Source organism: Bacillus sp. GB_SG_008 (genome assembly GCF_052038115.1).
GTDB lineage: Bacteria > Bacillota > Bacilli > Bacillales > Bacillaceae_G > Bacillus_A > Bacillus_A rhizoplanae.
The window spans coordinates 79,890-104,940 of the sequence record NZ_JBPZSK010000008.1 but is presented as its reverse complement, the minus strand read 5'-3'; the positions used below and the strand labels follow the sequence as shown (position 1 = coordinate 104,940).

Here is a 25,051-nt window from a genome sequence, read left to right as displayed (position 1 = left end):
GAGTAGGATGCACTGAAGAAAGATGATTTTTTAAATACTATTATAGATAGTGTCATTCTAAAGGTATCATTCTAGTCTTTATAAGCATTTTTAGAAATATGTATATTTTTGTAATACAAAGAGGTGTTAATTGGATGAAATCTTATACACAATTTGAGCGAAGAAAATACATACTTGATGAGTTAGAAAAATACAATCGAGTGATGGTAAATGATTTAGCCAAAGTGTTAAATGTTACCACAGAAACAATTCGAAGAGATTTAGATATGATGCATAAGGAAGGTAAACTGACGAAAATACATGGTGGTGCAGTTAAGAAAAAAGATCATACCATTGAATTTTATTTTGACAAACGTCGATCTGAGAATATTGAAGAAAAACGAAAAATTGCTATGGAAGCAAGTAAAGTGGTAGAAGACAACGATATTATTGCAATTGAAATTGGAACGACTACGATGCAAATTTTGGATTTTATACATGATAAAAAGAATTTGACAATCCTAACAAACTCGATACCAGCTGTCAATAAAATTATTGAGCTTAAAGAACAGTATGATTCATTTGATTGTAAATTAATAGTCTTTGGTGGAATATTAAACTCAAATTCATTAGCATTGTCTGGAGAAATGACGTTAAACTATCTTAACCAATTTACTGTTAATAAATTATTTGCTTCATGTGATGGAATTTCCTTAGAGCAGGAACTGACGTGTTCGTATATTGAGGATGCGCAGATTTTTCAGCAATTAAAGAAAAATGCAAAACAAGTTGTGATGATGATAGATGAGTCAAAGTTTAATTTAACAAAGTTTTATAAAAGCGGAAATTTTGAGGATATCGATGCGTTGTATACAAATGCTAAACTCGATGAAAGATGGCAAAATGCTCTATTAAGTAAAGGTATTGAAGTAATAACGGTATAGAAAGAACATAATAAAGTAGACTATTTCTTAATGAGAAATAGTCTTTTTTGTTATGTTTTTTTGTAAATGCATTGTTTTGTTTTGTTTTTATGTTGATTTTACAATTCGTTAACATAATAACAACATTGCATTAATAATGTGCCCGTACAATATGAATTAGGAGGTGGCGAGAGAATGCAAATAAAATTATCAAAAGCTGTGTTCTTTTTATTACCGGTTGGAATACCTCTAATATTATTTTGGATCATTCCGAATTTATTTAGTTTAGGTATTAGTTTTACAGACTGGGATTTCATGACTAGTGACTTTAATTTTGTTGGTTTAGATAACTATATTAATTTGTTTACACAGGATTCTTTTATACAGGCATTGTTAAATACTCTTTATTTTGGAATTGGGACAGTCGTTCCAACGATTGTATTAGGTTTAGGTTTCGCATTGTTCTTCCGAAAGAAGTTCAGAGGCTCTGCAATTTATCAATTAATGATTTTTTCGCCTTGGGTAACACCAACGGTAGCTGTATCCATTGTATGGTCACTTCTATATGAACCTCAATATGGAGCTATCAATAAGGTGCTAGAATTTTTCGGGATTCCGGGTTTGGACTGGCTGAAGAGTAGTGATACAGCAATGATAGCGGTCATTATTGTAACGGTATGGAAACTAGTTGGATGGACGATGCTTTTCTATATCGGTGCACTAGAGAAAGTACCAGATAGCTTGTATGAAGCTGCTAGTATTGATGGAGCAAATTCATGGCAGAAATTTCGAAATGTAACACTACCGATGGTTTCACCAACAACTTTCTTCTTAGTTGTTGTCAATATCATTACTTCGGTACAGGCTTATGATCAAATTAAAATTTTAACACAAGGTGGACCGAGTGGTTCGACACGAACGTTACTTTATTTATTCTTCCAACAAGCGTTTGAACAGTTCGATATGGGATCTGCAACGGCAATCGCATTTATTATATTAATCATTACAATCCTACTATCCGTTATAAACAAGATAATAGGTGACAAGTGGGTGAACTATTAAGATGAATGATAAGAAAAAGACACCATTAATTCTAAAGCATATCTTTTTGGCTTTATCAAGTATCTTGTTTGTCTTTCCATTCATATGGATGGTACTTGGTTCGTTTAAAACATCCAGTGAAGTATTACAAGGAGGTTTTTGGCCTACGCAATTTCACTGGGAGAATTATCGTCAAGTATTAGACACTCTTCCGTTTGGCACGTATATATTTAATAGTTTTTATACCTCTTTCCTTATCACGATATATGTACTTGTTTCGTCTGCACTCTTTGCTTATATGTTGGCATTTTATAAGTTCAAAGGGAAGAACTTGACATTTAGTGTTGTCATGGCAACGTACATGATTCCTGGAGCTGTATCGTATGTTCCGGTATATGTGATGTTAGGAAAAATGGGCTTACTTAATTCGCATTTTGGATACATTATCACTATGGCTGTTAGTGTATTCGGTATTTTCTATTTAAAACAGTCATTCCACAAGGTTGGTTATGAAACAGTAGAAGCAGCCAAAATTGATGGAGCAAGTGATTGGCGTATTCTTTGGAAAATTATTTTTCCAATGACGAAATCATCATTTGTAACACTAGGTTTGGTTACATTTATTGGGAATTACAATAATTATATTTGGCCAGCTCTTATATTGAATGATGGCAACAAAAAATTAATTACTAACGGAATTGCTGATTATTTCATTAATAGTTCCTTAGGCCGAGATTGGTCGCACATTATGGTTGCAAGTACAATCGCTACAGTGCCACTCTTAATCGTATTTTTAGTTTTACAAAAATGGTTCCTCTCAGGTGTTACTGATTCAGGAATAAAAGGCTAACTAAATATTAAAGGAGATATGCGGGATGAGAAAATTATTAATGCTTTTAACGATTTTGTCATTATTTGTTGGTGCGCTTGCAGGCTGTTCAGGTGGAAAAGGAAATACTGTCAAAGTAAGTAAAGAAGGGGATAAGATTGTTGTTCCGTTTATTAATGGCGTAGGTGGTTCACTTGCAGACCAAGTAGATAAGATTGTCGAGGAATACAATAAAAGTCAAGACAAGTATGTAGTGAAAACAACAAAAGCAGGTAACTACGATGAGTCTTATCAAAAGCTTCAAAGTGGATTTGCAGCGAATAACCAAGAGGCAATTGCATTGTTAGGTTCAGACGTCATTCAAGAATATGCTAAGAAAAAGTTAATTGTACCTCTAGATCAATATGTTAAAGATGATAAGCAATTTAACAAAGAAGATTATGGAAAAGGTTTTATGAATCAAGCAACAATTGATGGGAAATTATATGGGATTCCTTTTTACGGTACAACTCAAATTTTTTATTACAATAAAAAAGTGTTAGCGGAAAATGGCTTTACACCCGACGATTTAAAGACGTGGGAAGGTGTAGAAAAAGTAGCGAAAAAAGTAGCAAAACGTGACGCAAGTGGAAATGTCACATACGCAGGTTGGATGCCAATGTGGGGTACGTCAAACTTAATTGACGCGGTTCGCAGTGCTGGCGGAAATGTATTAAGTGAAGATGGAACAAAAGTATTAATCAACGATGACACTTGGGTTACAGTATGGGAAAAATTCCGTACATGGCTTCACGAAGATAAAATTATGAAGATTAATTCAGGTGGAACTGGATGGGAATATTGGGATAAAACAATCATCGATTTAGTTGAAGGTAGAACGTTAGGATATACAGGCTCATCTGGTGACCAAGGATTTGTATTTAAATCGTTAGGTAAAGGAATGACTGAGCAAGAACGCCTTGACACATTTGGAGCAGTACCACAACCAGCTTGGGGTAATAATAAACCAGCGCCAAAATTAGAAAGTTATTTATTCACATTAACGAGAAATGTTGATCCAGAAGTAGCAAAAGGTGCATATGACTTTATGAAATTTGCTACAAGCACTGAGAAAACGGCTGAATGGTCAATGGCAACAGGCTATATCCCTGTTCGTAACCATGTAACAGATTATGCTCCTTATGCTGAATATGTTAAAAAACAACCACAAGCATTAGTTCCATTAGAGCAAGCGAATAAATATGGAGTTGCGCCATTTGTGGATCCAACAGGTGGTAAAATCAATGACGCATTAAATGTAGCTAAGGATAAAGTAGAAATTGAAGGAATCCCTGCAAAACAAGCATTAGATGAAGCGGCTAAAGTTGCGCAGGAAGAATTAGATAAGGTTCTGAAAAAACAGAAATAAAGTTTTCATGTATTACTTTGTAAAGGAACGAGAGGTGCTTTTGAACCAAAGAGGTACCTCTCCTCTATATTTTGTTAAGTAAAAATAGAAAAAAGGTGTGGAAATCATGATTGAAATGAAAGGTGCCATGACTCTTTCTCCATTCGTAAAAAATAAACATTGTTTTCTAATGGATTCAACCGATATTGTCAACTTTACATTAACTATCGATCAAGGGATCGGCCGAAAAATTCCGCTTTTACTAATCTTGAGAGACCCTAATGGGTATGTACGTATACAGTATCAAACGCCAATTGTTGACGAAAAACTGGTTGTTGCAAAAGATCCAAAGTTTTGTTCAGCTGGTTGCGTTGGAGGGGAAATACCGTCTGGTAATTGGGAATTAGAAGTAGTATATACCCCTCATTGTGCAGATAAAGCACTAAAGTTTACCGGAAGAAACATGGACTATAAGGTAAATATATTAGTGAATGACGAGTTAGAACGAGAATATAATCGAGAGCATTTTTGCAAGGAAAATGTCTTTATTGATGAATACAATTTTGAAAAGGTAATGAATGAAGAGCATCGTTGGTACAAAGGAGATTTTCATGTCCACACAGATTTAACAGATGGCGAGATGGATGACGAGCTGGCAATGAGCGTATGTGAAAAACAAGAGTTAGATTTTTTATATGCGACGGAACACAATATTGTTATGCCATCTTATCAAAAAGGAAGCACATTGATAATACCATCGATGGAACTGACAACTCCTTACGGTCATTACAATGTGTTCGGGATGAAAGAATACGTTAACTTCACAGAGTATTTAGATGAATCCCTTAATGCTACAAGCATGGATGAACTATTTTCTTTCATAAAAGAAAAAGGCTATTTAATTAGTGTGAATCATGCATTTATGAAACCTTGGACGAACCAAATTGATATTAATCTAGAAAATATTCATACAATGGAAATCATGTGTGATCCAACTTATAGCAAAAGCAAGCCATCTACTTTAGAAGCTTTAAAGTTCTTCGATCAAATGTGGTTAAATGGTCTTAAAATTTGGGGGATTGGCGGAAGTGATTCTCATTTACATCCATCTAAAACATTCCCAGGATCTAAAGACCCATCAATTTATGGTGATCCAGGAACGTATGTATTATGTAATGGCTTATCGATTAAAAACTTAAAGAATGCTATTCAAAAAGGCAGAATTTATTTTTCTCGATTTAGAAAATTAGAAATAGATATTCAAAATGAAGGTAAAACCATTGATGTCGGCGATGAGGCTCAAGGAAATATTCACTACAACATTCAGACAGATAAACCGTGCGAGTGGAGATTGATTGTGAATGGCCAAATAATTGAAAAAGAATTTGGTAGCCAAGTAACCTTTGACTTTTCTTTAAATGAAGGAGCATATGCTAGAGTTGAAGGTTGGGAAGATGATGAATTAGTAGCGTTTATAAATCCTATTCATAATAACGTTAAGCGTCAGGGTATTAAAACATGGTATGAAGTTTTAGGAGGATCAGAGGGTGAATAAAGGAATTATTTTTGATAAAGATGGAACACTTATACAGCTAGATTCTGTCTGGTACAAAGTTGTTCATCGTGTGCTAGATGATATATTTCAAATGTATCCAAATGAAAAAAGTAAACGAAATGAATTCCTAAAGATTATTGGTATGAGTGATGACGATTTTGAGAGTACGAGTTTACTAGCTTGTCAAACAAATTACTTTATTGCGGCTGCATGGTTTTCATTATTAGAAAATCAAAATGTGGATAAAGAGAGCTTTATTCATGAGGCATGTGTATTATTCAAAAAACACTCTACAGCAGATGATCTCGTATTTACAGAAGTGAAAGGTGCAAAAGAAACATTAAAATATTTAAAAGATCATGAATATGTAATAGGCGTTGTTACAGCAGACGACGTTGATGCAGCTATTCATTCACTTAAAATGACGGGATTATATGATTATGTAGACTTTTTAGGTGCAGATGATGGTGTTAATAAACCAAAGCCTGACAGTGATTTCTATTATATGTTCAAAGAGAAATTTTCATTGAATGAAGAAAATATTTTAATGGTAGGCGATACACTAACAGACATTAAATTTGCAAGAAATAGCAATATTAAAGTAGTGGGCGTCTTATCGGGTGCGAGCAGTAAGGAAGATTTGGAAGGCGAAGCGGATTATATTTTAGACAGTATGAAGGACATTTCTAAAATTTTATAAAGTGAAACTTCCATCAGTGGGGGTTTTCTTCATCCCCCACTGATGGTTAGTTGAACCAATCGGGCTTTTATGGGCAGTTATCCCCCACCTATCTTCTTCGCTTCTCTCAATCGTGGGGGTCTTACTGCCCGTTAATGCGGGATAAAACAATGTATGGTCAATATTGTTAATAACAGTATCTTTAAAAATAGCTAAAATTATAGGAGGCAATTATGGCTCAGCTATCATTCAAAAATATTTATAAGAAATATGATAATGATATGACAATCGTAAAAGATTTTAATCTAGAAGTGAATGATGGAGAATTTATCGTTTTGGTTGGACCTTCAGGATGCGGAAAATCGACGACATTACGTATGATTGCAGGACTTGAGGAGATTTCAGATGGAGACTTTTATATTGATGGAGAGCGTGTAAATGATGTTACACCGAAAGATCGAGATATCGCAATGGTTTTTCAAAACTACGCTCTTTATCCACATATGACAGTTTATGATAATATGGCGTTCGGCTTAAAGCTGCGAAAATATAGTAAAGAGGAAATTGACCAACGTGTGAAACATGCAGCACAAATCCTTGGACTTGAGCAATATTTAGACCGAAAGCCAAAAGCACTTTCAGGTGGACAACGTCAGCGTGTTGCATTAGGTCGAGCGATTGTTCGAAATGCAAAAGTTTTCTTAATGGACGAGCCATTATCGAACTTAGATGCGAAGCTGCGCGTTCAAATGCGTGCTGAGATTACAAAGTTACACCAACAGCTGCAAACAACAACTGTGTATGTTACACATGATCAAATAGAAGCGATGACAATGGCGACACGCTTAGTTGTGCTAAAGGACGGTATCATCCAACAAGTCGGCACCCCTAAAGAAGTTTATGAAAAACCAGAGAATGTATTTGTCGGAGGCTTTATCGGCTCTCCTGGAATGAACTTTTTCAAAGGAACATTAACAGAAAATGCTGTTATGATTGATAAATGGAAAATTGAAGTTCCAGAAGAGAAGATGAAAAGTTTACGAAACAAAGGGTATGTGAATAAAGAAATTATCCTAGGTATACGACCAGAAGATTTTTATTATGGAAAAACACTTGTAGATTTACCTCATAATACAAAGATAACGGTAACGATTGATGTGTCAGAATTAATGGGATCAGAAACATATCTTTATTCTAATATCAATGGTCAATCCTTTGTTGCGCGTGTTAACTCCTCAGTTGATGTGCATAGTCAATCTGAGATGGATCTAGCTTTGAATATGGACAAAGTTCATTATTTTGATTCTGAAACTGAAAAACGAATTGTTTTATAAATTGTCCAACGAACAAGTCATCAACAATTCGACAGTATCATATTTATAAATTCTATCAGGCTTATCCCAAACAGGGATAGGCCTTTGTTGTTGAGTAATTTTTTTCATTTTTAATAAAGTGAAACTTCCATCAGTGGGGGAGTATTCATCCTCAAGTCAGTTACCCGAATTTGGTTGCAGCTTACATTATTTCTGAAGGTGCAGATGAATTGGTGTAAGAAAAAATTATTCGAAATTGTGTAGAAATTTATGTATGATTTAACTTAGCTATATTTGGTGTTCGTTTAAAAACACGGATTGATGTAAAAAGATACAAGGATAATGCTCCGTTTTATAAGTGGTTTCGTTCAATTAAATTTAATGAACATAGTATTTGATTTAACTTCAAAAATTATATTAATAAATCAATATGTATATTATCAAAGGTTTTGTAAAGATGTTAAACAAGAATTTACAGAAATCATTTGTGGAATTTTACCTATATAATCCAACTTTATCTTTCAATGTTTGTACAATATTCATCTGTTTTAAAACATTTTCTAAAAATAATAAAAATAGAATTGTAGAAAAGAGAGTGAGAGTATACATTCTTTTGAAATAAATATAGTTTTTTATATTCTCACTATTCAAAATATAAAAACTTTTATAATTTGAATATGTTAGCGTTTTCATACTTGAAAAGTTATGCTAGAATAAATTCATAAGTTATTAATTATTATAAAAAGAAAAAAGAATTCCTTTTTTCTGTTAATTATAAGGGGGCATTTTATTATGCGTATTGGGGTACCAACAGAAATTAAAAACAACGAAAACCGTGTAGCTATGACACCAGCTGGTGTTGTACATTTAATTCGTAACAATCACGAAGTATTCATTGAAAAGGGTGCAGGATTAGGATCAGGTTTTACTGATGAGCAATATGTAGAAGCAGGAGCAAAAATCGTAGAAACAGCTGAAGAAGCTTGGGCTATGGAAATGGTAATGAAAGTTAAAGAACCAATTGCGAGCGAATACAAATATTTCCGTGAAGGTTTAGTGTTATTCACTTACTTACACTTAGCTCCAGAACCAGAATTAACAAAAGCATTAATTGAAAATAAAGTAGTAGCAATCGCTTACGAAACAGTTCAATTAGAAAACCGTTCTTTACCATTACTAGCACCTATGAGTGAAGTAGCAGGTCGTATGGCTGCACAACTTGGTGCACAATTCCTTGAGAAAAATAAAGGCGGAAAAGGTATTTTACTTGCAGGTGTTCCAGGGGTAAAACGCGGTAAAGTAACAATTATCGGTGGTGGACAAGCTGGTACAAATGCAGCGAAAATCGCTGTTGGTCTAGGTGCTGAAGTAACAATTATCGACTTAAGCGCAGAGCGTCTTCGTCAATTAGATGATATTTTCGGCAACCAAGTGGCAACTTTAATGTCTAATCCTTACAATATTGCACAAGCTGTAAAAGAGTCTGATCTTGTAATCGGTGCAGTATTAATTCCAGGAGCAAAAGCACCAAAACTTGTAACAGAAGAAATGATCAAGTCTATGGAGCCAGGTTCTGTTGTTGTTGATATCGCAATCGATCAAGGCGGTATTTTTGAAACAACTGACCGCATTACAACACATGACAACCCAACTTATGAAAAACACGGCGTAGTTCACTATGCAGTTGCAAACATGCCTGGTGCGGTTCCACGTACATCTACACTTGCATTAACAAACGTTACAGTACCATATGCAGTACAAATCGCAAACAAAGGCTACAAAAAAGCTTGTCTAGAAAACACTGCATTATTAAAAGGTCTTAACGCGTTAGATGGCTATGTAACATTCGAAGCGGTTGCAGAAGCTCACGGTGTAGAATATAAAGCAGCAAAAGAATTGTTAGAAACAGAAGCAGTATCTTGCTAATTTAAATATCGAACAATATTTTCATACATCAGGATAAGAGCTAAGAGAAGTGCCTCTTAGCTCTTCTTATCTAGAAGGGGGCAAGAATCGTGGCCAACTTATTCAAAAAGAAATCTGTGACAAAATTGTTAGATCAAAGTCAAAGTAAGACTTTGACAAAATCATTAGGGGCATTTGATTTAACAATGTTAGGAATTGGAGCGATTATCGGTACAGGCGTTCTTGTATTAACTGGAATAGTAGCAGCAAGAGATGCTGGTCCAGCTGTTATTTTCTCATTTATGATTGCAGCAATTGTTTGCGGCTTTGCGGCATTATGTTATGCAGAGGTTGCTACAGCATTACCTGTATCAGGAAGTGTATATACGTATTCATATGCAACAATTGGAGAATTTGTTGCTCATTTAATGGGATGGACATTATTGTCAGTATATGTTCTAACAACAGCAGCGGTAGCTGGTGGTTGGACTGGTTACTTTAATAATTTAGTGAGTGGATTGGGATTAGAAATTCCGAAACAATTATTAACGATTCCAGCTCAAGGTGGAATTGTAAACCTTCCAGCGGTTATAATTACGTTAGTATTAACATGGTTACTATCTCGTGGTACGAAAGAAAGTAAACGTGTAAATAATGCAATGGTATTAATTAAAATTAGTATTGTTGTATTGTTTATTGTAGTTGGTGTGTTCTATGTAAAACCAACAAACTGGATACCATTTGCACCGTATGGCGTAAGTGGGGTTTTTGCCGGAGCAGCCGCAGTATTCTTTGCTTTCTTAGGATTTGATGCGTTAGCAACTTCAGCTGAAGAAGTAAAAAATCCACAGCGTGATTTACCGATTGGTATTATTGCATCACTTGCTGTTTGTACAGTTATTTATGTTGCAGTTTGTCTTGTTATGACAGGGATGGTGTCATACAAAGAATTAAATGTACCAGAAGCGATGTCTTATGTATTAGAAGTTGTTGGACAGGATAAAGTAGCAGGTGTTATTTCAATTGGTGCAGTAATTGGTATCATGGCCGTAATTTTTGCTTACATTTTTGCAACAACACGTGTATTCTTTGCGATGAGCCGTGACGGTTTACTTCCGAAATCATTTGCAAAAATTAACAAGAAAACAGAAGCGCCGGTATTTTCAACATGGTTAACAGGTATCGTAAGTGCTTTAATTGCCGGATTTGTCGATTTAAAAGAATTGTCAAACTTAGCGAATATTGGAGCATTACTAACATTTGCAATGGTAGCTGTTTCTGTACTGATTCTTCGTAAAACACATCCAAAGTTACAACGTGGCTTTATGGTGCCGCTTGTACCAGCACTACCAATCATTTCGATTGCATGTTGTTTATTCTTAATGGTTAACTTACCGCTGACAACATGGTTATACTTCGGTGCGTGGCTTGCGTTAGGGGTTATTGTATACTTCGTGTATTCTAAGAAACATAGCCATTTAAAAGAAGATGAAAGTTCGCAAGAGCATTTAAAACAAGCAAATTAAAGGGGGAAAGCCTTGTGCGTTGGGGAGCGTACAAGGCTTTTTTATGTGTAAAAAGGAAATTGGAAAATATTGTAGAAATTTGTATATTGAAAGATGTAAAAGGGGGAGAAATAATGGCTGTAAAAGAAGAATTAAAAGTTGTAGTTGGAGCAGAAGGATATAACAATAACCCAGGCTGGCTGCATACACAAGAAGATGAACTGAATTTATTAAAAAGGGCAGATTGGACGAAAAAGTTTGCTCCAAACTCTATAGCAGCAATCTTGGCAGAGCATGTGTGGGAGCATTTAACATATGAAGAGGGAATAGAAGCTGCAAAAGTTTGTTATGAATTTTTACAACCAGGCGGCTATATTCGCTGTGCAGTACCAGATGCGTTTTTTCCAGGTGAAGATTATCAAGCTGGGGTACAAGTTGGGGGACCTGGACCACTAGATCATCCAGCTGCAAGTCATAAAATTGTTCATAACTATAAAACGATGGCTTCGATGTTTGAAGAAGCTGGTTTTGAGGTGAACTTACTAGAGTATTGTGATGAAAAAGGGGAATTTCATTATAACGACTGGAATGAAAAAGAAGGTTTTATTTATCGGTCGAAACGCTTCGATCATCGCAATCAAGATGGGAAACTTGGGTTTGTCTCATTGATTGTGGATGCAGTTAAGCCTGAATAAAAGAAAAAAGAACTGGTGAGCAAAGCTCATTCAGTTCTTTTTTTCATATTTTAAAAGCACAATGCGGTAATTACCATGAAAAATAGATGACTCTTCGTATTGGATGGTGAGTGGCAACGTTCCTATAATATTACTCAACTTACGATTAATGTTTGTTCCGAGTCGCTCGGTAATAAAGTTCATTAATTTCCGTGGTGTATGTAGTTGTTTTTCTTCAGAAAGAAATTTATCCAAGATTACAATAGTCCCTTCTTCTTTCATTACGCGCAGCGCTTCTGAAAGCGCGGCATTAGGATGTTCTACAACGCTTAAAATGAGATTTAAAATAACGACATCAAATGAATTATTTGGAAATGTAAGCTCTTCGGCATTCATTTGTTGATATGTAACATGAGAATAAGGATACTTTCTTTTGGCTTGCTTTAGCATATGTTCTGAGAGGTCAATTCCAGTGATGAGGGTATCTTTCGGAAGAAGAGGAATATCTTGTCCTGTACCAACTCCAACTAATAATATTTTCTGATTTTCTGTAAAAGGTATAAGCGAAAGTGCTCGTTTTCTTGCTTCGATAAAGAAACGGTTTTGCATGAACAAATCATAAAAGCTAGATAATATTTTATAAATTTTTTGATTTTGCTTATTTTTCATGACATTCCCTCCAATTTTTTACTTTTACACACAATGTTCAAAAAATAAAAACGGAAATTATTGACACATATGAGCGATCATTCATATAATAAAAGCATAACATATATGAATGATTGTTCATATGTTCAAATAAAGAGGTGAGCTATTGTGACTGAACAAAAAGTAGAAACAACCGAAGAAACGTGTTTACAAAATGTCATTCATCAAGAAATTGTAGAACAAGTACAACAAACAATTCCAAAAGATGATAGCTTAAGTCAAGTAGCAGAGTTATTTAAAGTATTAGGAGATCGTACACGCACACGTATTTTACATGCTTTATTTGAAGCAGAACTGTGCGTATGTGATTTAGCATATTTACTCGGAATGACGCAATCGTCTATTTCTCATCAGTTACGTGTATTAAAGCAAGCAAAGCTTGTGAAAAATCGTAAAGAAGGAAAAGTAGTGTACTATTCACTTGCTGACGATCATGTCATTCGCATTTTCGAACAGGCATTTGAGCATGTAAACGAAGAAAAGCAATAGAGACACAAGGAGGGAGACATATGGGGGAAGCATTGGTAAAACGAAAACTTGTGTTAGAAGGCTTGGATTGTGCGAACTGCGCGATGAAAATTGAAAAAGGTGTTGGAGATTTAGAAGGGGTATCTTCTTGTTCTGTTAACTTTGTAACGAAAACAATGACGGTAGAAACAGCGAAACAAAAAGAAGAACATGTTGTAATGGAAGCAAAGCGACTTGTAAATAAATTAGAACCGCATATTCATGTGAAAGAAGAACAAAAAACGAGAACTGCAAAAGAAACATTTATACTAGAAGGTTTGGATTGTGCAAACTGCGCGATGAAAATAGAAACAAAAGTAGGCGAAATGCCTGCAGTTACATCCGCATCTGTTGATTTTGTTTCTAAAAAATTAAGAGTAGAAGTAGCAAACAAACAAGAATTAGAGACAACTATTGCGAACATAAAAGAAGTCGTACAGAAATTAGAACCAGAAGTAAACGTAGTGCGTGAGAAAGAGAAAACAGAACATAATCATAGTCATGATCACGGAGAAGCGAATACGAAAAAAATGATTTGGCGGTTATCGATTGGGGCGATTTTAACTGCTATTGCTGCACTAGTTTCATTACCGCAAATCATCACAATTCCACTTTTCGTGATTGCTTATATTATTATAGGCGGCGATATAGTTTTACGTGCTGCAAAGAATATTGTACGCGGGCAAGTGTTTGATGAAAATTTCTTAATGGCAATTGCAACACTTGGTGCTTTTGGGACTCAAAACTATTCAGAAGCGGTCGCGGTTATGCTCTTTTATCAAGTAGGCGAACTGTTCCAAAGTATGGCAGTGAATCGTTCACGTAAATCTATTAGTTCATTAATGGATATTAGACCCGACTATGCAAACTTAAAGCTAGGGAATGAAACGAAACAAGTATCACCAGAGGATGTACAAATCGGTGACTTCATTATCGTCAAACCAGGTGAAAAAGTACCATTAGACGGTAAAGTAATAGAAGGGGCATCGATGGTAGATACATCAGCGTTAACAGGAGAATCTGTACCGCGTGAAGTAGAAGTTGGCAGCGACGTATTAAGTGGTTTCGTTAACCAAAATGGTGTATTAATAATTGAAGTGACGAAAGAATACGGTGAATCCACTGTTTCAAAAATTCTTGATTTGGTGCAAAATGCAAGTAGTCGTAAAGCACCGACAGAAAACTTTATTACGAAATTTGCTCGTTACTATACACCGGCTGTCGTAATTACAGCTGCAGCATTAGCCTTTGTTCCACCACTTATTATAGAGGGGGCAACGTTCTCAGATTGGATTTATAGAGCATTAGTCTTTCTTGTTATTTCTTGCCCTTGTGCATTGGTTGTTTCTATTCCACTTAGTTTCTTCGGTGGTATTGGCGCAGCATCTAAGAACGGAATTTTAATAAAGGGCAGTAACTATTTAGAAGCATTAAATGATGTAAAACATATCGTATTTGATAAAACAGGTACGTTAACAAAAGGTGTATTTAAAGTAACAAATATGCAACCAAGCGAATTTGTGACGAAAGAAGAATTGTTAGAGTATGCAGCATTTGCAGAAGTATATTCAAATCACCCAATCGCACAGTCAATTCGAGCTGCATATGGAAAAGTAATCAATGAACATATTATTGAAGATTATAATGAAATTTCTGGTCATGGTACAGTTGTGAAAGTTAGTGGAAAAGAAATTTTTGCTGGAAATGCAAAGTTAATGAGTAAAGAAAATATTACATTCCAGCAACCGCAAACTGTTGGAACACTCGTACACGTAGCCGTAGATGGTGTGTATGCCGGATACATTGTCATTTCTGATGAAATCAAAGAGGATGCTAAGCAAGCCATTCAATTATTAAAACAACTTGGTGTGAAAAGAACCGCTATGTTAACTGGCGATGCAAAATTAGTCGGAGAAGCAGTTGGGAAACAACTTGGTGTTGACGAAGTACATGCAGAACTGTTGCCACAGCAAAAAGTAGAAGAGATTGAAAAAATTGATGCGACAAAACATCCGAAAGAAAAAATAGCATTCGTTGGGGATGGCATTAACGATACACCAGTATTAGCTAGAGCAGATGTCGGTATTGCAATGGGCGGTTTAGGATCAGATGCAGCAATTGAAGCAGCTGACATTGTAATTATGACAGATGAACCTTCGAAGATTGCAACGGCTATTCAAATTTCAAAACGTACTCGCAGTATCGTATGGCAAAATATCATTTTTGCTTTAGGGATAAAAGGTGTTGTTCTTTTATTAGGGGCATTTGGCATTGCGACAATGTGGGAAGCAGTCTTCTCAGATGTTGGTGTCACTTTGCTAGCTGTGTTAAATGCGATGCGTGTGTTACGAGTAAAAGCCTAATAGAAGTTTCAATTTATAAAAGCAAAAGGAGAGAAGCGAGATGCTTCTCTCCTTATTTTTTTGTAGAATTTGCAATTTGTTCTCGCACTGTTTGGATATAGTTCATTTTATGGTCCCAGCACGCTTGACTTAAATCGACTGGATATTCTTCTGGATTCAGTGTCCGTTTATATTCTTCCCACAAGGATGCTAAACTGTGTTGTGTGTGGCGTTGAATATCAAGTATGTCTGGCAATTCGTATGTGCGCTGTCCGTTTACGAAAATATCATGATGCAGTTCTTTTGCTTCAAAGTTCGTGACAAACTTACTAATATACGTATGAACAGGGTGGAACATTTTTAAGCGCTCTTCTTGCTGTGGTTCTTCTGTCTCTAATGCAATATAATCACCTTCTGCATGATGATTGGTACGATTGATAATACGATAGAGACGCTTTAATCCTGGTGTTGTAATTTTTTCAGGATTGGAAGAAATTTTAATCGTGTCGTTTAGTACGCCATTTTCGTCTTCAATACAAACTAGTTTATAAACGGCGCCTAATGCTGGTTGTTCAAATGATGTAATTAATTTTGTTCCAACACCCCATACGTCAATTTTTGCCCCTTGTGATTTTAAATGTAAGATGGTGTATTCATCTAAGTCGCTTGAAGCGATAATTTTTGTATTCGTAAAACCAGCATTATCTAGCATTTTGCGTGCTTCTTTTGATAAGTATGCCATATCTCCGCTATCAAGACGGATGCCATAAAAATCAATGCGGTCCCCGAATTCCTTTGCTACGCGGATGGCATTTGGTACACCAGATTTTAATGTGTCATACGTATCAACAAGAAAAACGCATTTTTTATGTGTTTCTGCATATTTCTTGAATGCTACATATTCATCACGATACGCTTGTACAAAAGAATGAGCATGTGTGCCGGCAACAGGGATACCAAAACGTTTTCCTGCCCGAACATTACTTGTTGAGGAAAACCCACCGATGAATGCTGCGCGTGTTCCCCAAAGTGCTGCATCAAACTCATGAGCGCGGCGGGTTCCGAATTCAAGGAGCTCATCATCACCAGCTGCATGCTTCATCCGTGCAGCTTTTGTTGCGATTAATGTTTGGTAGTTCACAATATTTAAGAGGGCCGTTTCAATAATTTGTGCTTCTCCAAGTGGTGCTTCTATACGTAAAAGCGGTTCATTATGAAAGACAACTTCGCCTTCCTGCATGCTGCGAATGGATCCGCTAAACTTCATATTTTGTAAGTAGTGTAAAAAATCTTCCTCAAATTGAAGTTCCTTTAGATAGGCAATATCACTATCTGTAAATCCAAAGCTCTCCACATACTCTATAATCTTTTCAAGCCCTGCAAAAATAGCATAACCGTTTTCAAAAGGTAGCTTGCGAAAGTATAAATCAAATACTGCACGGCGGTTATGAATATTATCTTTCCAATATGTATAAGCCATATTAATTTGATATAAGTCTGTGTGTAAGGCGTAACTATCGTCTTTATAATGCGTCATAACGTAAACACCTCCATATATTGGTTATAGTATACCTCTTTTTTTATTTTTTTGCTAAATACCATAAATGTTATAAAGTGAAAATAAATAAAAAAATCATTCAGAATATTTTTATTTATCAATTTATCTTTCGTTTAATTTTATGTATTATTAAGGTAATAGGGTATAAAGTAGAATGGAGGAGGGACGTATGCGGCAAAATTTAGAAAAAATGGGTAAGCAAATTTTTTACAAGCGACTCCAACAAAAAATGACACAAGAAGAGCTTTGTCAAGGCATTTGTTCCGTCTCATATTTAAGTAAAATTGAAAATGGGCGAATTGAAGCTTCTGAGGAAATATTGCAGTTGTTATGCGCAAGATTAGAGATTGCGGTTTCGGATTTAAGAGATATTGAAGCGGAAGTGAAAGAGAAGTTGGAGGAGTGGTTAAGGGCTCTAGTTCACTTAGATAAGCATAGAGTTGAAAATTTATATAGAGAACTAGAAAGCGAAATGAAGCAAATTGTAGATTTTGAAATTGTAAATTACTATAAATTGTTATATACACGGTATTTAATTATGAAGAGAAATATACCAGCCCTTAAAGAAGAGTTGGAGAAACTTAAGAAAGTTTATAAAAAATACTCCCCATTTCAGCAACTGTTATATAAGTATAGTCAAGCTTTATGCTATTGCCTACAACATAAGTGGCAAGAGGGATTACAGTTTTTAGTTCAGACAGAACTAATGGCAAAAGAGCAAAATTATTATGAAACCGGAATTTATTATAATTTAGCACTTGCATATAGTCATTTAGAAATTCCACATATGGCACTTCATTTTGCTAATATTGCTATGGAAGGATTTCGAAATGAATATAAGTTCCGAAATGTGATTAATTGTCAAATTGTCGTTGCGTTAAGCTATGTTGAAAAAGGGCAGTATGATGAAGCATTAAAAATTTATGAAAGTATACTGCGTGAAGCGGATTCTTTTTCAGGAAAAGATGTATTGATGTCAATCGTATTAGGTAACATTGGCAATATATATTATAGAAAGCAAAAGTATGAAGAAGCTAAAAAATATTATGTAGAAAGTTTACAATATCAAAAAGAAGAAGATGTGAACTACGTCGATACGTTATATGAGATGGCTATTCAATGTATTCATCTTGAACAATTAGAAGAAACAAAAGAGTGGATTGATAAGGCAATAATTTCTGCTAAGAAAGATGAAAGGTGTAATACGAAGTTGTACTTACTCCTTATGCTTCGTTATAAGTATTTTACAGAACCAAGTGTATATAAAGTATTCTTAGAAACAGAAGCGATACCTTTTTTTAAAAGTGCAGGAAGTATAAAAGAATTAAAGAAAGTATATATTGAGCTCGCTGAATACTTCTCTAATTCTTTTCAGTTTAAAGAAAGTAATGATTATTATAAATTAGCAATTGAAGCGCTCGAAATGATACGGGAGGGATAAGGATGAAAAAAGTAGTAATAGGTATCATTTTAACAGTAGTGTCAGTAGTTGTATTAGCTGATACGCAATATACTCAAAAACCAGATATTTTTGGACAAGAAGCTAATGAAACTGAAGTTGTAAATATATAATTCAATTAAAAAGTTTCTATCTATTTGAACTGTCCTCTATAAAAGGATAGTTTAATAGAGTAAAATTTCCATCAGTGCGGGATAAAAAGATCTTTAGAAAATCAAGAACTTAAAAGGTGGTTTCGGTATTGTACCGAGGCCATCTTTTTTTATGTTCACTTGAGCACTGGTGAGTGTAATCTTGTATATAATTATTTATCTGTCTTAGAGAGACTTTTTCAAAAAGTGTTCGCCCAAATTTCACAAAACTTGAGAAATAAAACATGGAGATATCTAAATAATAAGTTGTTTATTGTATTTGAATCCACTCAACACGAGTACTTAAATAGTATAGCGTAGAAGAGAAAATCCCTTTCCTGATGGAAAGGAGTTTTTCAAAAATTGCTCGTCAAAATTCTACAAAACTTGAGAAAGAAATTATTTCAATTTTCAGTATTTTAATAGTGAAAACTTAATGCTACTATAAAGCTACTCTTTTAAAAAAACTTTTGCTAGGGGGAAGAGAATATGAAGAAAAAGAGTTTAGCGTTTGTGTTAGCAGCTGGAATGGCAGTAACAACATTTGGGGGGACAAGCTCTGCCTTTGCAGAATCAAAGAATGTACTTTCCACAAAGAAATACAATGAGACAGTACAGTCTCCTGAGTTTGTATCGGGCAATCTAACTGGTGCATCAGGAAAGAAGGCAGAATCTGTTGTATTTGATTATTTAAATGCTTCTAAAAAGGATTATAAACTAGGCGCAAAAAGTGCAGAAGAATCTTTTAAAGTACAACAAGTTACAAAAGACTCTGTTGGCGATGCAACAGTTGTCCGTTTACAACAAGTATATGAAGGTGTACCAGTATGGGGATCTACCCAAGTGGCTCATGTTGGAAAAGATGGTGCATTAAAAGTTGTATCAGGAACAGTTGCGCCTGAGTTAGACAAGAAAGAGAAATTGAAAAACAAAAATAAAATTGAAGGAAAAAAAGCAATTGCAATTGCACAACAAGACTTAGGGTTCACTCCAAAGTATGAAGTAGAGCCATCTGCGGATTTATATGTATATCAAAATGGTCAAGAAACAACATATGCATATGTTGTGAAATTAAACTTCTTAGATCCAGAGCCAGGAAACTATTATTATTTCATTGAAGCTGATAGCGGTAAAGTTTTAAACAAATATAATACAATTGATAATGTAACAAATGAAAATAAGTCACCAATTAAACCTGCAGTTGGATCTACTACTAAGCCTGTAACAGGAACAAATAAAGTAGGAACAGGTAAAGGTGTACTAGGTGACACAAAGTCTATTAATACAACATTATCTGGATCTAGCTATTATTTACAAGATAATACACGCGGTGCAACAATTTACACATACAATGGGAATAATCGTACTACTCTTCCAGGAACGTTATGGGCGGATGCAGATAATATCTTTAATGCTAGTAATGATGCAGCAGCAGTGGATGCTCATTATTATGCAGGTGTAACGTATGATTACTATAAAAATACGTTTAACCGCAATTCTTATGACAATGCCGGTGCAGCGTTAAAATCTACGGTTCACTATAGCAGAAGCTATAACAATGCCTTCTGGAATGGGTCACAAATGGTGTATGGGGATGGAGATGGATACACATTCGCTCCATTATCTGGTGGTTTAGATGTAATTGGACATGAATTAACACATGCTGTGACAGAAAGAAGTTCTAATCTTATTTATCAAAATGAATCTGGTGCATTAAATGAGGCAATTTCTGATATTTTTGGAACGTTAGTAGAATACTATGATAATCGTAATCCAGATTGGGAAATTGGGGAAGATATTTATACACCTGGTACGGCTGGGGATGCTCTTCGTTCTATGAGTGATCCAACAAAGTATGGTGACCCAGATCATTATTCTAAACGTTATACAGGAACGAGTGATAATGGCGGCGTTCATACAAATAGTAGTATTGTCAATAAAGCTGCTTACTTATTAGCAAATGGCGGTACGCATTATGGTGTAACTGTAAATGGCATTGGTAAAGATAAAGTAGGTGCAATCTACTATCGTGCAAATACAGTATACTTAACTCAATCTGCAACTTTCAGTCAAGCTCGTGCTGCCTTAGTACAAGCAGCAGCTGACTTATACGGCGCAAGCTCTGCAGAAGTGACGGCTGTGAAGCAATCATATGATGCAGTTGGTGTGAACTAAGTTCCACTTCCCTTTATATAATGAAAAAAGGAGCATATGCTCCTTTTTTTCATTGTTTCTTCCATGTTTTCCATACATAAAACAAGCCGATACAACCAGCAATAGCAATAATCCACTTTGCTTCATTTGTTCCGTTCATAACGTGATAGGTGGAATACACTTCAATAAGTAATGCTGGTATTTTACCAAGTGTACTAGCGACGCTAAAAGTTAGAATGGACATCGTTCCAAGAGATGCAAACAATGTAACAATGCCAGAAGGGATAAAGGGAACGAGGCGAAATGATAAAACGAGAAAGAAAGCTTCTTTTCCTTGTACATAAAGAAGTCTTTGTACCTTTGGGTATTTATCTATATTTTTTTGAGCAGTTTTTTGAAAACCAAGACGATATAAATAAAAAGAGATGATAGCTCCTAATGCTTCCCCCGTAATGGATATGAGTGTTCCTTCTGTTACTCCAAATAGTGTGATGTTAATAGCAGTTAAAAAAATACTAGGAATAAAGGCTGCTAAGCTAATAAGAATATTGAGTAAAATGCTAAGTGGGATTGCAACTGTTTGATGTGCTGTGAGAAAAGAATGAATCGTTTCTTCCATATGAATTAAATTTCCTTTACCTTTTTAAGCATTACACCATATTTTTCATATGGAGACAATAGAATAGTTAAATAAAAAATCTTATTTATATGCTCTATATTGGTATTGTTAGGGGAGAAAGGGGTATCTGTTGTACGTGATAGTTTCTCTAAGAGCTAAAATTGACTTTTTCTAAAGATAATACAATAATCATGGAAGAGGTGATACGATGAAACGATTACGGAATGTTGTTATAAGCGTAATGCTTATGATGATAATTGTATTAAGTGGATGTTCAGGACAGCAACAAAAACAAACTACATCGAAAGAAAATAGTGCAGCAGTTGTAAATGTTAGTGACAACATTTTAGATGAAATGGAAGGACCACCGAAAAATGGTCATACATTAGAGCGTCACGTTGGCAAAACAGAAGAGCAGTTAAAAGAACGATTGCGTACAGATAAAGTATCGGCTGCAAGTACATATTACGATAAAGAAACGGCAACAAAGGCGGTAAAAGATAGTTTAAAGCAGCATGAAAAAGAAATTAATACATGGCTGAAAGAATCGAAGGAAAACCGTCTTGTATTAAATACAAAGCATGCATTTCCAGTTGGAAAAACAGTATTAAAAAAAGATATGCGTGTAAAAGATGGACTTCGTAATACAGTGACTGTGTTGCAGAAAGATAAAGGGAGTGAGCTAGGCTTTAAAATTATTACTTCTTATCCTTCTGAATAAATAAGAAAGGAGAGAGATTTATGTATTCGACATTTCAATATTTCCTTAAGGCATATTGTACACTAAGTATATATGAAGAAGAAATGACTGATCTTATGCAACAATTTAAAGAACAGGAAGAACAAGAAACGAAGAAGAAATTATTACATGAATTTGTTCAAATGCAAAAAATAGAAGATTGGAAGAAAGTGTGTCAAGAAGCTGAGCGGTATGGGAATCGTATATGGACAATAGAAGAAACAAAAGCACATATTAGTAATTTTGTTTCTATATTACAAAACAAAAAGGCGTGAATCATCACGCCTTTTTGTATGTGCTTTTTGAAATTTGACCGTTGGAGAGTACTTGCCCGTTTTGTGTTACTTTTTTATATGTTACAGCCACAATGTTTTTATCTGTTTCACTTATAACTTTCGAAGAAACTTCTACATTTTTTCCTGTATCTGTACCGAAAATACGAGCAGTTACACTGCTGCCATCCGTGAATGATTGAATGTAAATATACTTACCAGTATTATTTGTAAATTTCAAATCAGGACCATAGTCAGCAACAGCTGCATCTTGACCAAGTGGTAAGTAATGGACTGGTAAAGAATGATTACTCCGGGCTACAACTCCTAAGTCAGCACGCAATACAGCACCATATAATGTGCTGCTTACTTGGCAAACACCACCGCCGGCACTTTGTTCTACTTTTCCATTTACATATACAGCCGCTGATTTATAGCCATGTGCTGCATCTGTAATGCCAACGCGGTTGTTAAAGCTAAATGTTTCACCGGGTGCAACAAGTACTCCTGTTAATGTGTTGGTAGCACGTTGTACGTTAAATGTTTGATTCGCATTTCGGCCAGCCAACGGAGTAGAATATTCAGCAATTACTCCTTGAATCCCCATGTTTTTCACATCTTCTGTTGAGTGTTCTGGTTTCACTGCTGTAATTGGAACTTGGATATCCTGTTTATTTGTAGCAATTGCTTCTGTTGTTAAGGATTTTAATTTTTCTTTATCAACTTTCTCGCCATCTTTACTTTCGTTAATATTAACCGTTGTTCCAGAAACAGATAACTCTGCATTGACAGGCTCTACTAGGAGGTCATTGTATTTCTCTTTTATAAATGCATCGTATTTTGCTGTGTTTATAGAAGGATCTAGCTTATAGTCACGCTTTAGTTCACCTTTTTCAGCTTGTTTACGCATTTTATAACGATTAGAAATATTGCTCTGTTGTTCTTTGAAAATTTCATCCGCAACATTTGTACCCTTATATTCAACGCCTAGTTCTTGCCAAGTATATGTCTGTGTGTTGTCTTGGAAGGTGTAGTTCACGGATTTTTTATTTAATTCATCAACTTTTTGTTGAACAATTTGTTGAACGTCTGCTTTCGTTTTGCCATCTAAGGAAATACCTTCAAATGTTGTGTGGGGTAAAACGTATGTATCTAACTGATTATTCAATTTGGATACATATTGATAAGCGCTAACACCGCCAGCACAAAGAATGATTCCACCGGCAATCACAGAACCAATAATCCAATTACGTAATTTCATTTATTTCCCCCCCAAAATAAAATTTTTAGGTTATGTATGATATGTATTATTTTTAACGTATAAAATGATAAAAAAGTATTAATTACACACTAGTATACTATTAATTTTATTGTCTGTGTAATATTTTTGTAAAAAAACGTTACATTTTTGTAATATAATTACCTTAAATTAGAATTTTATGAGGGGGAGGCAAAGAAATTCATGTTTGTATTGCAGTATGAAATGTATGTAGGTGTATATAAGAAAAAAACAGCTGTTGTATACACAACAGCTGTTTTTTTCTTATAGTTTCTTATGATCTGATTTACTTGTAACACCAAGGTGATTTTGTAGTTCTTCAGAAATAGCTTGAACACTTTCTTCTTCAGGAACGTAATAATATATACCATCAATATATTCGTCTTTTCCTTTTATTTGCAATTTATCCATTTTTAGGTCAGAACTCATCATGTTTTTAGTAATTGCCATCATATCATCGAAAGTCAAGTTTGTTTTGATATCGTTATCTACCGCATCTAGTAAACCACCAAGTTTGTCAATCGAATTTACAGATAATGCTTTTTCAGCGATTGCTTCTAAAACAAGTTGTTGACGTTGGCCGCGCATATAGTCAGTATCAATATGGCGTGTTCTCGCTAGCGCAAGTGCTTCTTCGCCATTTAAGTGCTGACGACCTTTTTCAAGGTGAATAGCATCAGGATTGTCTTTACTATCTTGTTCAGTAAATGTAACTGGTACATCTACATCAATGCCGCCAAGAGAATCAACAATTTCTATAAATGATTCAAAGTTAAATTTCACGTAATAATCAACAGGAACATCTAAAAAACGTTCTACTGTATCAATTGTACTATCAACACCACCGAATGCATGTGCATGGTTAATTTTATCTTCTTTTTTTCGTGATGGAATATATACTCGAGAATCACGAGGAATGCTTAATAGTTTTACAGATTTATCGTTTTTATTAATTGTTGCAAGTAATAATGCATCTGTACGAGTTGCAGTTCCGTACTCTTTTTCTCGGGTCTTACTTTCATCTACACCCATGATTAAGATGGAAACATTATCTGTCATCGGCTTCACTGCTTTTTCGCGCTTTGCCGATTTATCTCCTCGTCCTAATTCTGAGAATGCACCGTTTGCAACAGCTTGTGCTTTGTTATATATGTGGAAGAAATAGCTGCCTCCTCCAATAATCACAAGGAATAAAGGAATGAGAACAAACCATAGTATACGCTTTTTCTTAGAACGCTTTTTTGCCGCTCTATCTGTCGTTTCTAAATCAGGCTTCATTAATCTTTCTCCTTTTAAACAATCAATTAAAATATTTTCTTATAATTTTTAAAAAAGGCACACTTTCTATTGTACATAAATATAAGGGGTTTTCACTATAAATTTTTAATTGACACGAAAATGAAATATATGAAACATATCGTTCTATATAGATATCTTATAATTCTCAGTGTATGAAAAGTTGCTATACAAAAAGCAGATGCCTTACAGTAATG

22 protein-coding genes are annotated in these 25,051 nt (G+C 34.9%); 17 read left to right on the top strand and 5 right to left on the bottom strand.

Annotation, left to right across the window (positions count from 1 at the left end; translation table 11 throughout):
* Window positions 1-134 precede the first annotated feature (134 nt).
* From ACTDJC_RS18885 to ACTDJC_RS18840, 10 genes are all read left to right on the top strand, one after another.
* The gene (locus ACTDJC_RS18885) at window positions 135-923 is read left to right on the top strand and encodes a DeoR/GlpR family DNA-binding transcription regulator (RefSeq protein ID WP_098309008.1); all 789 of its coding nucleotides are present in this window, start codon (window positions 135-137) and stop codon (window positions 921-923) included.
* A gap of 174 nt (window positions 924-1,097) precedes the next feature.
* Complete coding sequence (locus tag ACTDJC_RS18880) at window positions 1,098-1,964, top strand: carbohydrate ABC transporter permease (protein WP_440604354.1); 867 nt, start codon at window positions 1,098-1,100, stop codon at window positions 1,962-1,964.
* Between the two features lies 1 nt (window position 1,965).
* Entirely contained in the window at window positions 1,966-2,793 is an 828-nt protein-coding gene (locus ACTDJC_RS18875) for a carbohydrate ABC transporter permease (RefSeq protein WP_440604353.1), read from the top strand.
* Between the two features lie 25 nt (window positions 2,794-2,818).
* On the top strand, window positions 2,819-4,180 hold the full coding sequence (locus ACTDJC_RS18870; protein ID WP_440604352.1) for an ABC transporter substrate-binding protein: 1,362 nt from the start codon (window positions 2,819-2,821) through the stop codon (window positions 4,178-4,180).
* Between the two features lie 115 nt (window positions 4,181-4,295).
* On the top strand, window positions 4,296-5,714 hold the full coding sequence (locus tag ACTDJC_RS18865) for a CehA/McbA family metallohydrolase (RefSeq protein ID WP_440604381.1): 1,419 nt from the start codon (window positions 4,296-4,298) through the stop codon (window positions 5,712-5,714).
* Window positions 5,707-6,414: an HAD family hydrolase gene (locus tag ACTDJC_RS18860; RefSeq protein ID WP_098309013.1), complete on the top strand. Its 708-nt coding sequence runs from the start codon at window positions 5,707-5,709 to the stop codon at window positions 6,412-6,414. Before ACTDJC_RS18865 ends, ACTDJC_RS18860 begins: the two co-directional genes overlap by 8 nt.
* A gap of 212 nt (window positions 6,415-6,626) precedes the next feature.
* The gene (locus tag ACTDJC_RS18855; protein WP_440604351.1) at window positions 6,627-7,727 is read left to right on the top strand and encodes an ABC transporter ATP-binding protein; all 1,101 of its coding nucleotides are present in this window, start codon (window positions 6,627-6,629) and stop codon (window positions 7,725-7,727) included.
* Between the two features lie 771 nt (window positions 7,728-8,498).
* Window positions 8,499-9,632 (top strand): alanine dehydrogenase, encoded by a 1,134-nt coding sequence (gene ald / locus ACTDJC_RS18850; RefSeq protein ID WP_098309015.1) that lies wholly within the window; start codon window positions 8,499-8,501, stop codon window positions 9,630-9,632.
* Between the two features lie 89 nt (window positions 9,633-9,721).
* Window positions 9,722-11,137 (top strand): amino acid permease, encoded by a 1,416-nt coding sequence (locus ACTDJC_RS18845; RefSeq protein WP_098309016.1) that lies wholly within the window; start codon window positions 9,722-9,724, stop codon window positions 11,135-11,137.
* A 113-nt stretch (window positions 11,138-11,250) separates the two neighbouring features.
* A complete protein-coding gene (locus ACTDJC_RS18840) occupies window positions 11,251-11,811 on the top strand; it encodes a class I SAM-dependent methyltransferase (protein WP_440604350.1) in 561 nt (186 codons plus the stop codon).
* 30 nt (window positions 11,812-11,841) lie between these two features.
* Here the strand turns inward: ACTDJC_RS18840 and ACTDJC_RS18835 are convergent, their stop codons facing one another.
* Complete coding sequence (locus tag ACTDJC_RS18835; protein ID WP_098309018.1) at window positions 11,842-12,459, bottom strand: class I SAM-dependent methyltransferase; 618 nt, start codon at window positions 12,457-12,459, stop codon at window positions 11,842-11,844.
* 147 nt (window positions 12,460-12,606) lie between these two features.
* Between ACTDJC_RS18835 and ACTDJC_RS18830 the strand changes: the two genes are divergently transcribed.
* Window positions 12,607-12,987, top strand: a complete 381-nt coding sequence (locus ACTDJC_RS18830; protein WP_098309019.1) for an ArsR/SmtB family transcription factor — start codon at window positions 12,607-12,609, stop codon at window positions 12,985-12,987.
* Between the two features lie 20 nt (window positions 12,988-13,007).
* A complete protein-coding gene (locus ACTDJC_RS18825) occupies window positions 13,008-15,368 on the top strand; it encodes a heavy metal translocating P-type ATPase (protein WP_440604349.1) in 2,361 nt (786 codons plus the stop codon).
* A 52-nt stretch (window positions 15,369-15,420) separates the two neighbouring features.
* On the opposite strand, the gene ACTDJC_RS18820 is transcribed toward ACTDJC_RS18825, so the two are convergent.
* Complete coding sequence (locus ACTDJC_RS18820; protein WP_253628577.1) at window positions 15,421-16,884, bottom strand: nicotinate phosphoribosyltransferase; 1,464 nt, start codon at window positions 16,882-16,884, stop codon at window positions 15,421-15,423.
* A gap of 190 nt (window positions 16,885-17,074) precedes the next feature.
* Here ACTDJC_RS18820 and ACTDJC_RS18815 point away from each other — a divergent pair, with 190 nt between their 5' ends.
* The 3 genes from ACTDJC_RS18815 (at window position 17,075) to ACTDJC_RS18805 (ending at window position 20,670) form a co-directional block, all read left to right on the top strand.
* Entirely contained in the window at window positions 17,075-18,346 is a 1,272-nt protein-coding gene (locus ACTDJC_RS18815) for a tetratricopeptide repeat protein (RefSeq protein ID WP_440604348.1), read from the top strand.
* Between the two features lie 2 nt (window positions 18,347-18,348).
* Complete coding sequence (locus tag ACTDJC_RS18810) at window positions 18,349-18,477, top strand: NprX family peptide pheromone (RefSeq protein WP_440604347.1); 129 nt, start codon at window positions 18,349-18,351, stop codon at window positions 18,475-18,477.
* Between the two features lie 507 nt (window positions 18,478-18,984).
* Window positions 18,985-20,670: a M4 family metallopeptidase gene (locus ACTDJC_RS18805; RefSeq protein WP_440604346.1), complete on the top strand. Its 1,686-nt coding sequence runs from the start codon at window positions 18,985-18,987 to the stop codon at window positions 20,668-20,670.
* Window positions 20,671-20,719: 49 nt separating this feature from the next.
* Here the strand turns inward: ACTDJC_RS18805 and ACTDJC_RS18800 are convergent, their stop codons facing one another.
* Window positions 20,720-21,268, bottom strand: a complete 549-nt coding sequence (locus tag ACTDJC_RS18800) for a TVP38/TMEM64 family protein (RefSeq protein ID WP_440604345.1) — start codon at window positions 21,266-21,268, stop codon at window positions 20,720-20,722.
* Between the two features lie 208 nt (window positions 21,269-21,476).
* On the opposite strand from ACTDJC_RS18800, the gene ACTDJC_RS18795 reads away from it, so the two are divergent.
* Complete coding sequence (locus ACTDJC_RS18795) at window positions 21,477-21,989, top strand: RNase A-like domain-containing lipoprotein (RefSeq protein WP_253628582.1); 513 nt, start codon at window positions 21,477-21,479, stop codon at window positions 21,987-21,989.
* A gap of 20 nt (window positions 21,990-22,009) precedes the next feature.
* Window positions 22,010-22,282, top strand: a complete 273-nt coding sequence (locus ACTDJC_RS18790; RefSeq protein ID WP_098309026.1) for a hypothetical protein — start codon at window positions 22,010-22,012, stop codon at window positions 22,280-22,282.
* A gap of 4 nt (window positions 22,283-22,286) precedes the next feature.
* Here the strand turns inward: ACTDJC_RS18790 and ACTDJC_RS18785 are convergent, their stop codons facing one another.
* Together ACTDJC_RS18785 and ACTDJC_RS18780 are read right to left on the bottom strand one after the other, a co-directional pair.
* Window positions 22,287-23,540 (bottom strand): VanW family protein, encoded by a 1,254-nt coding sequence (locus ACTDJC_RS18785; RefSeq protein ID WP_098309027.1) that lies wholly within the window; start codon window positions 23,538-23,540, stop codon window positions 22,287-22,289.
* A gap of 282 nt (window positions 23,541-23,822) precedes the next feature.
* Entirely contained in the window at window positions 23,823-24,836 is a 1,014-nt protein-coding gene (locus ACTDJC_RS18780) for an LCP family protein (protein WP_098309028.1), read from the bottom strand.
* Between the last annotated feature and the right edge of the window lie 215 nt (window positions 24,837-25,051).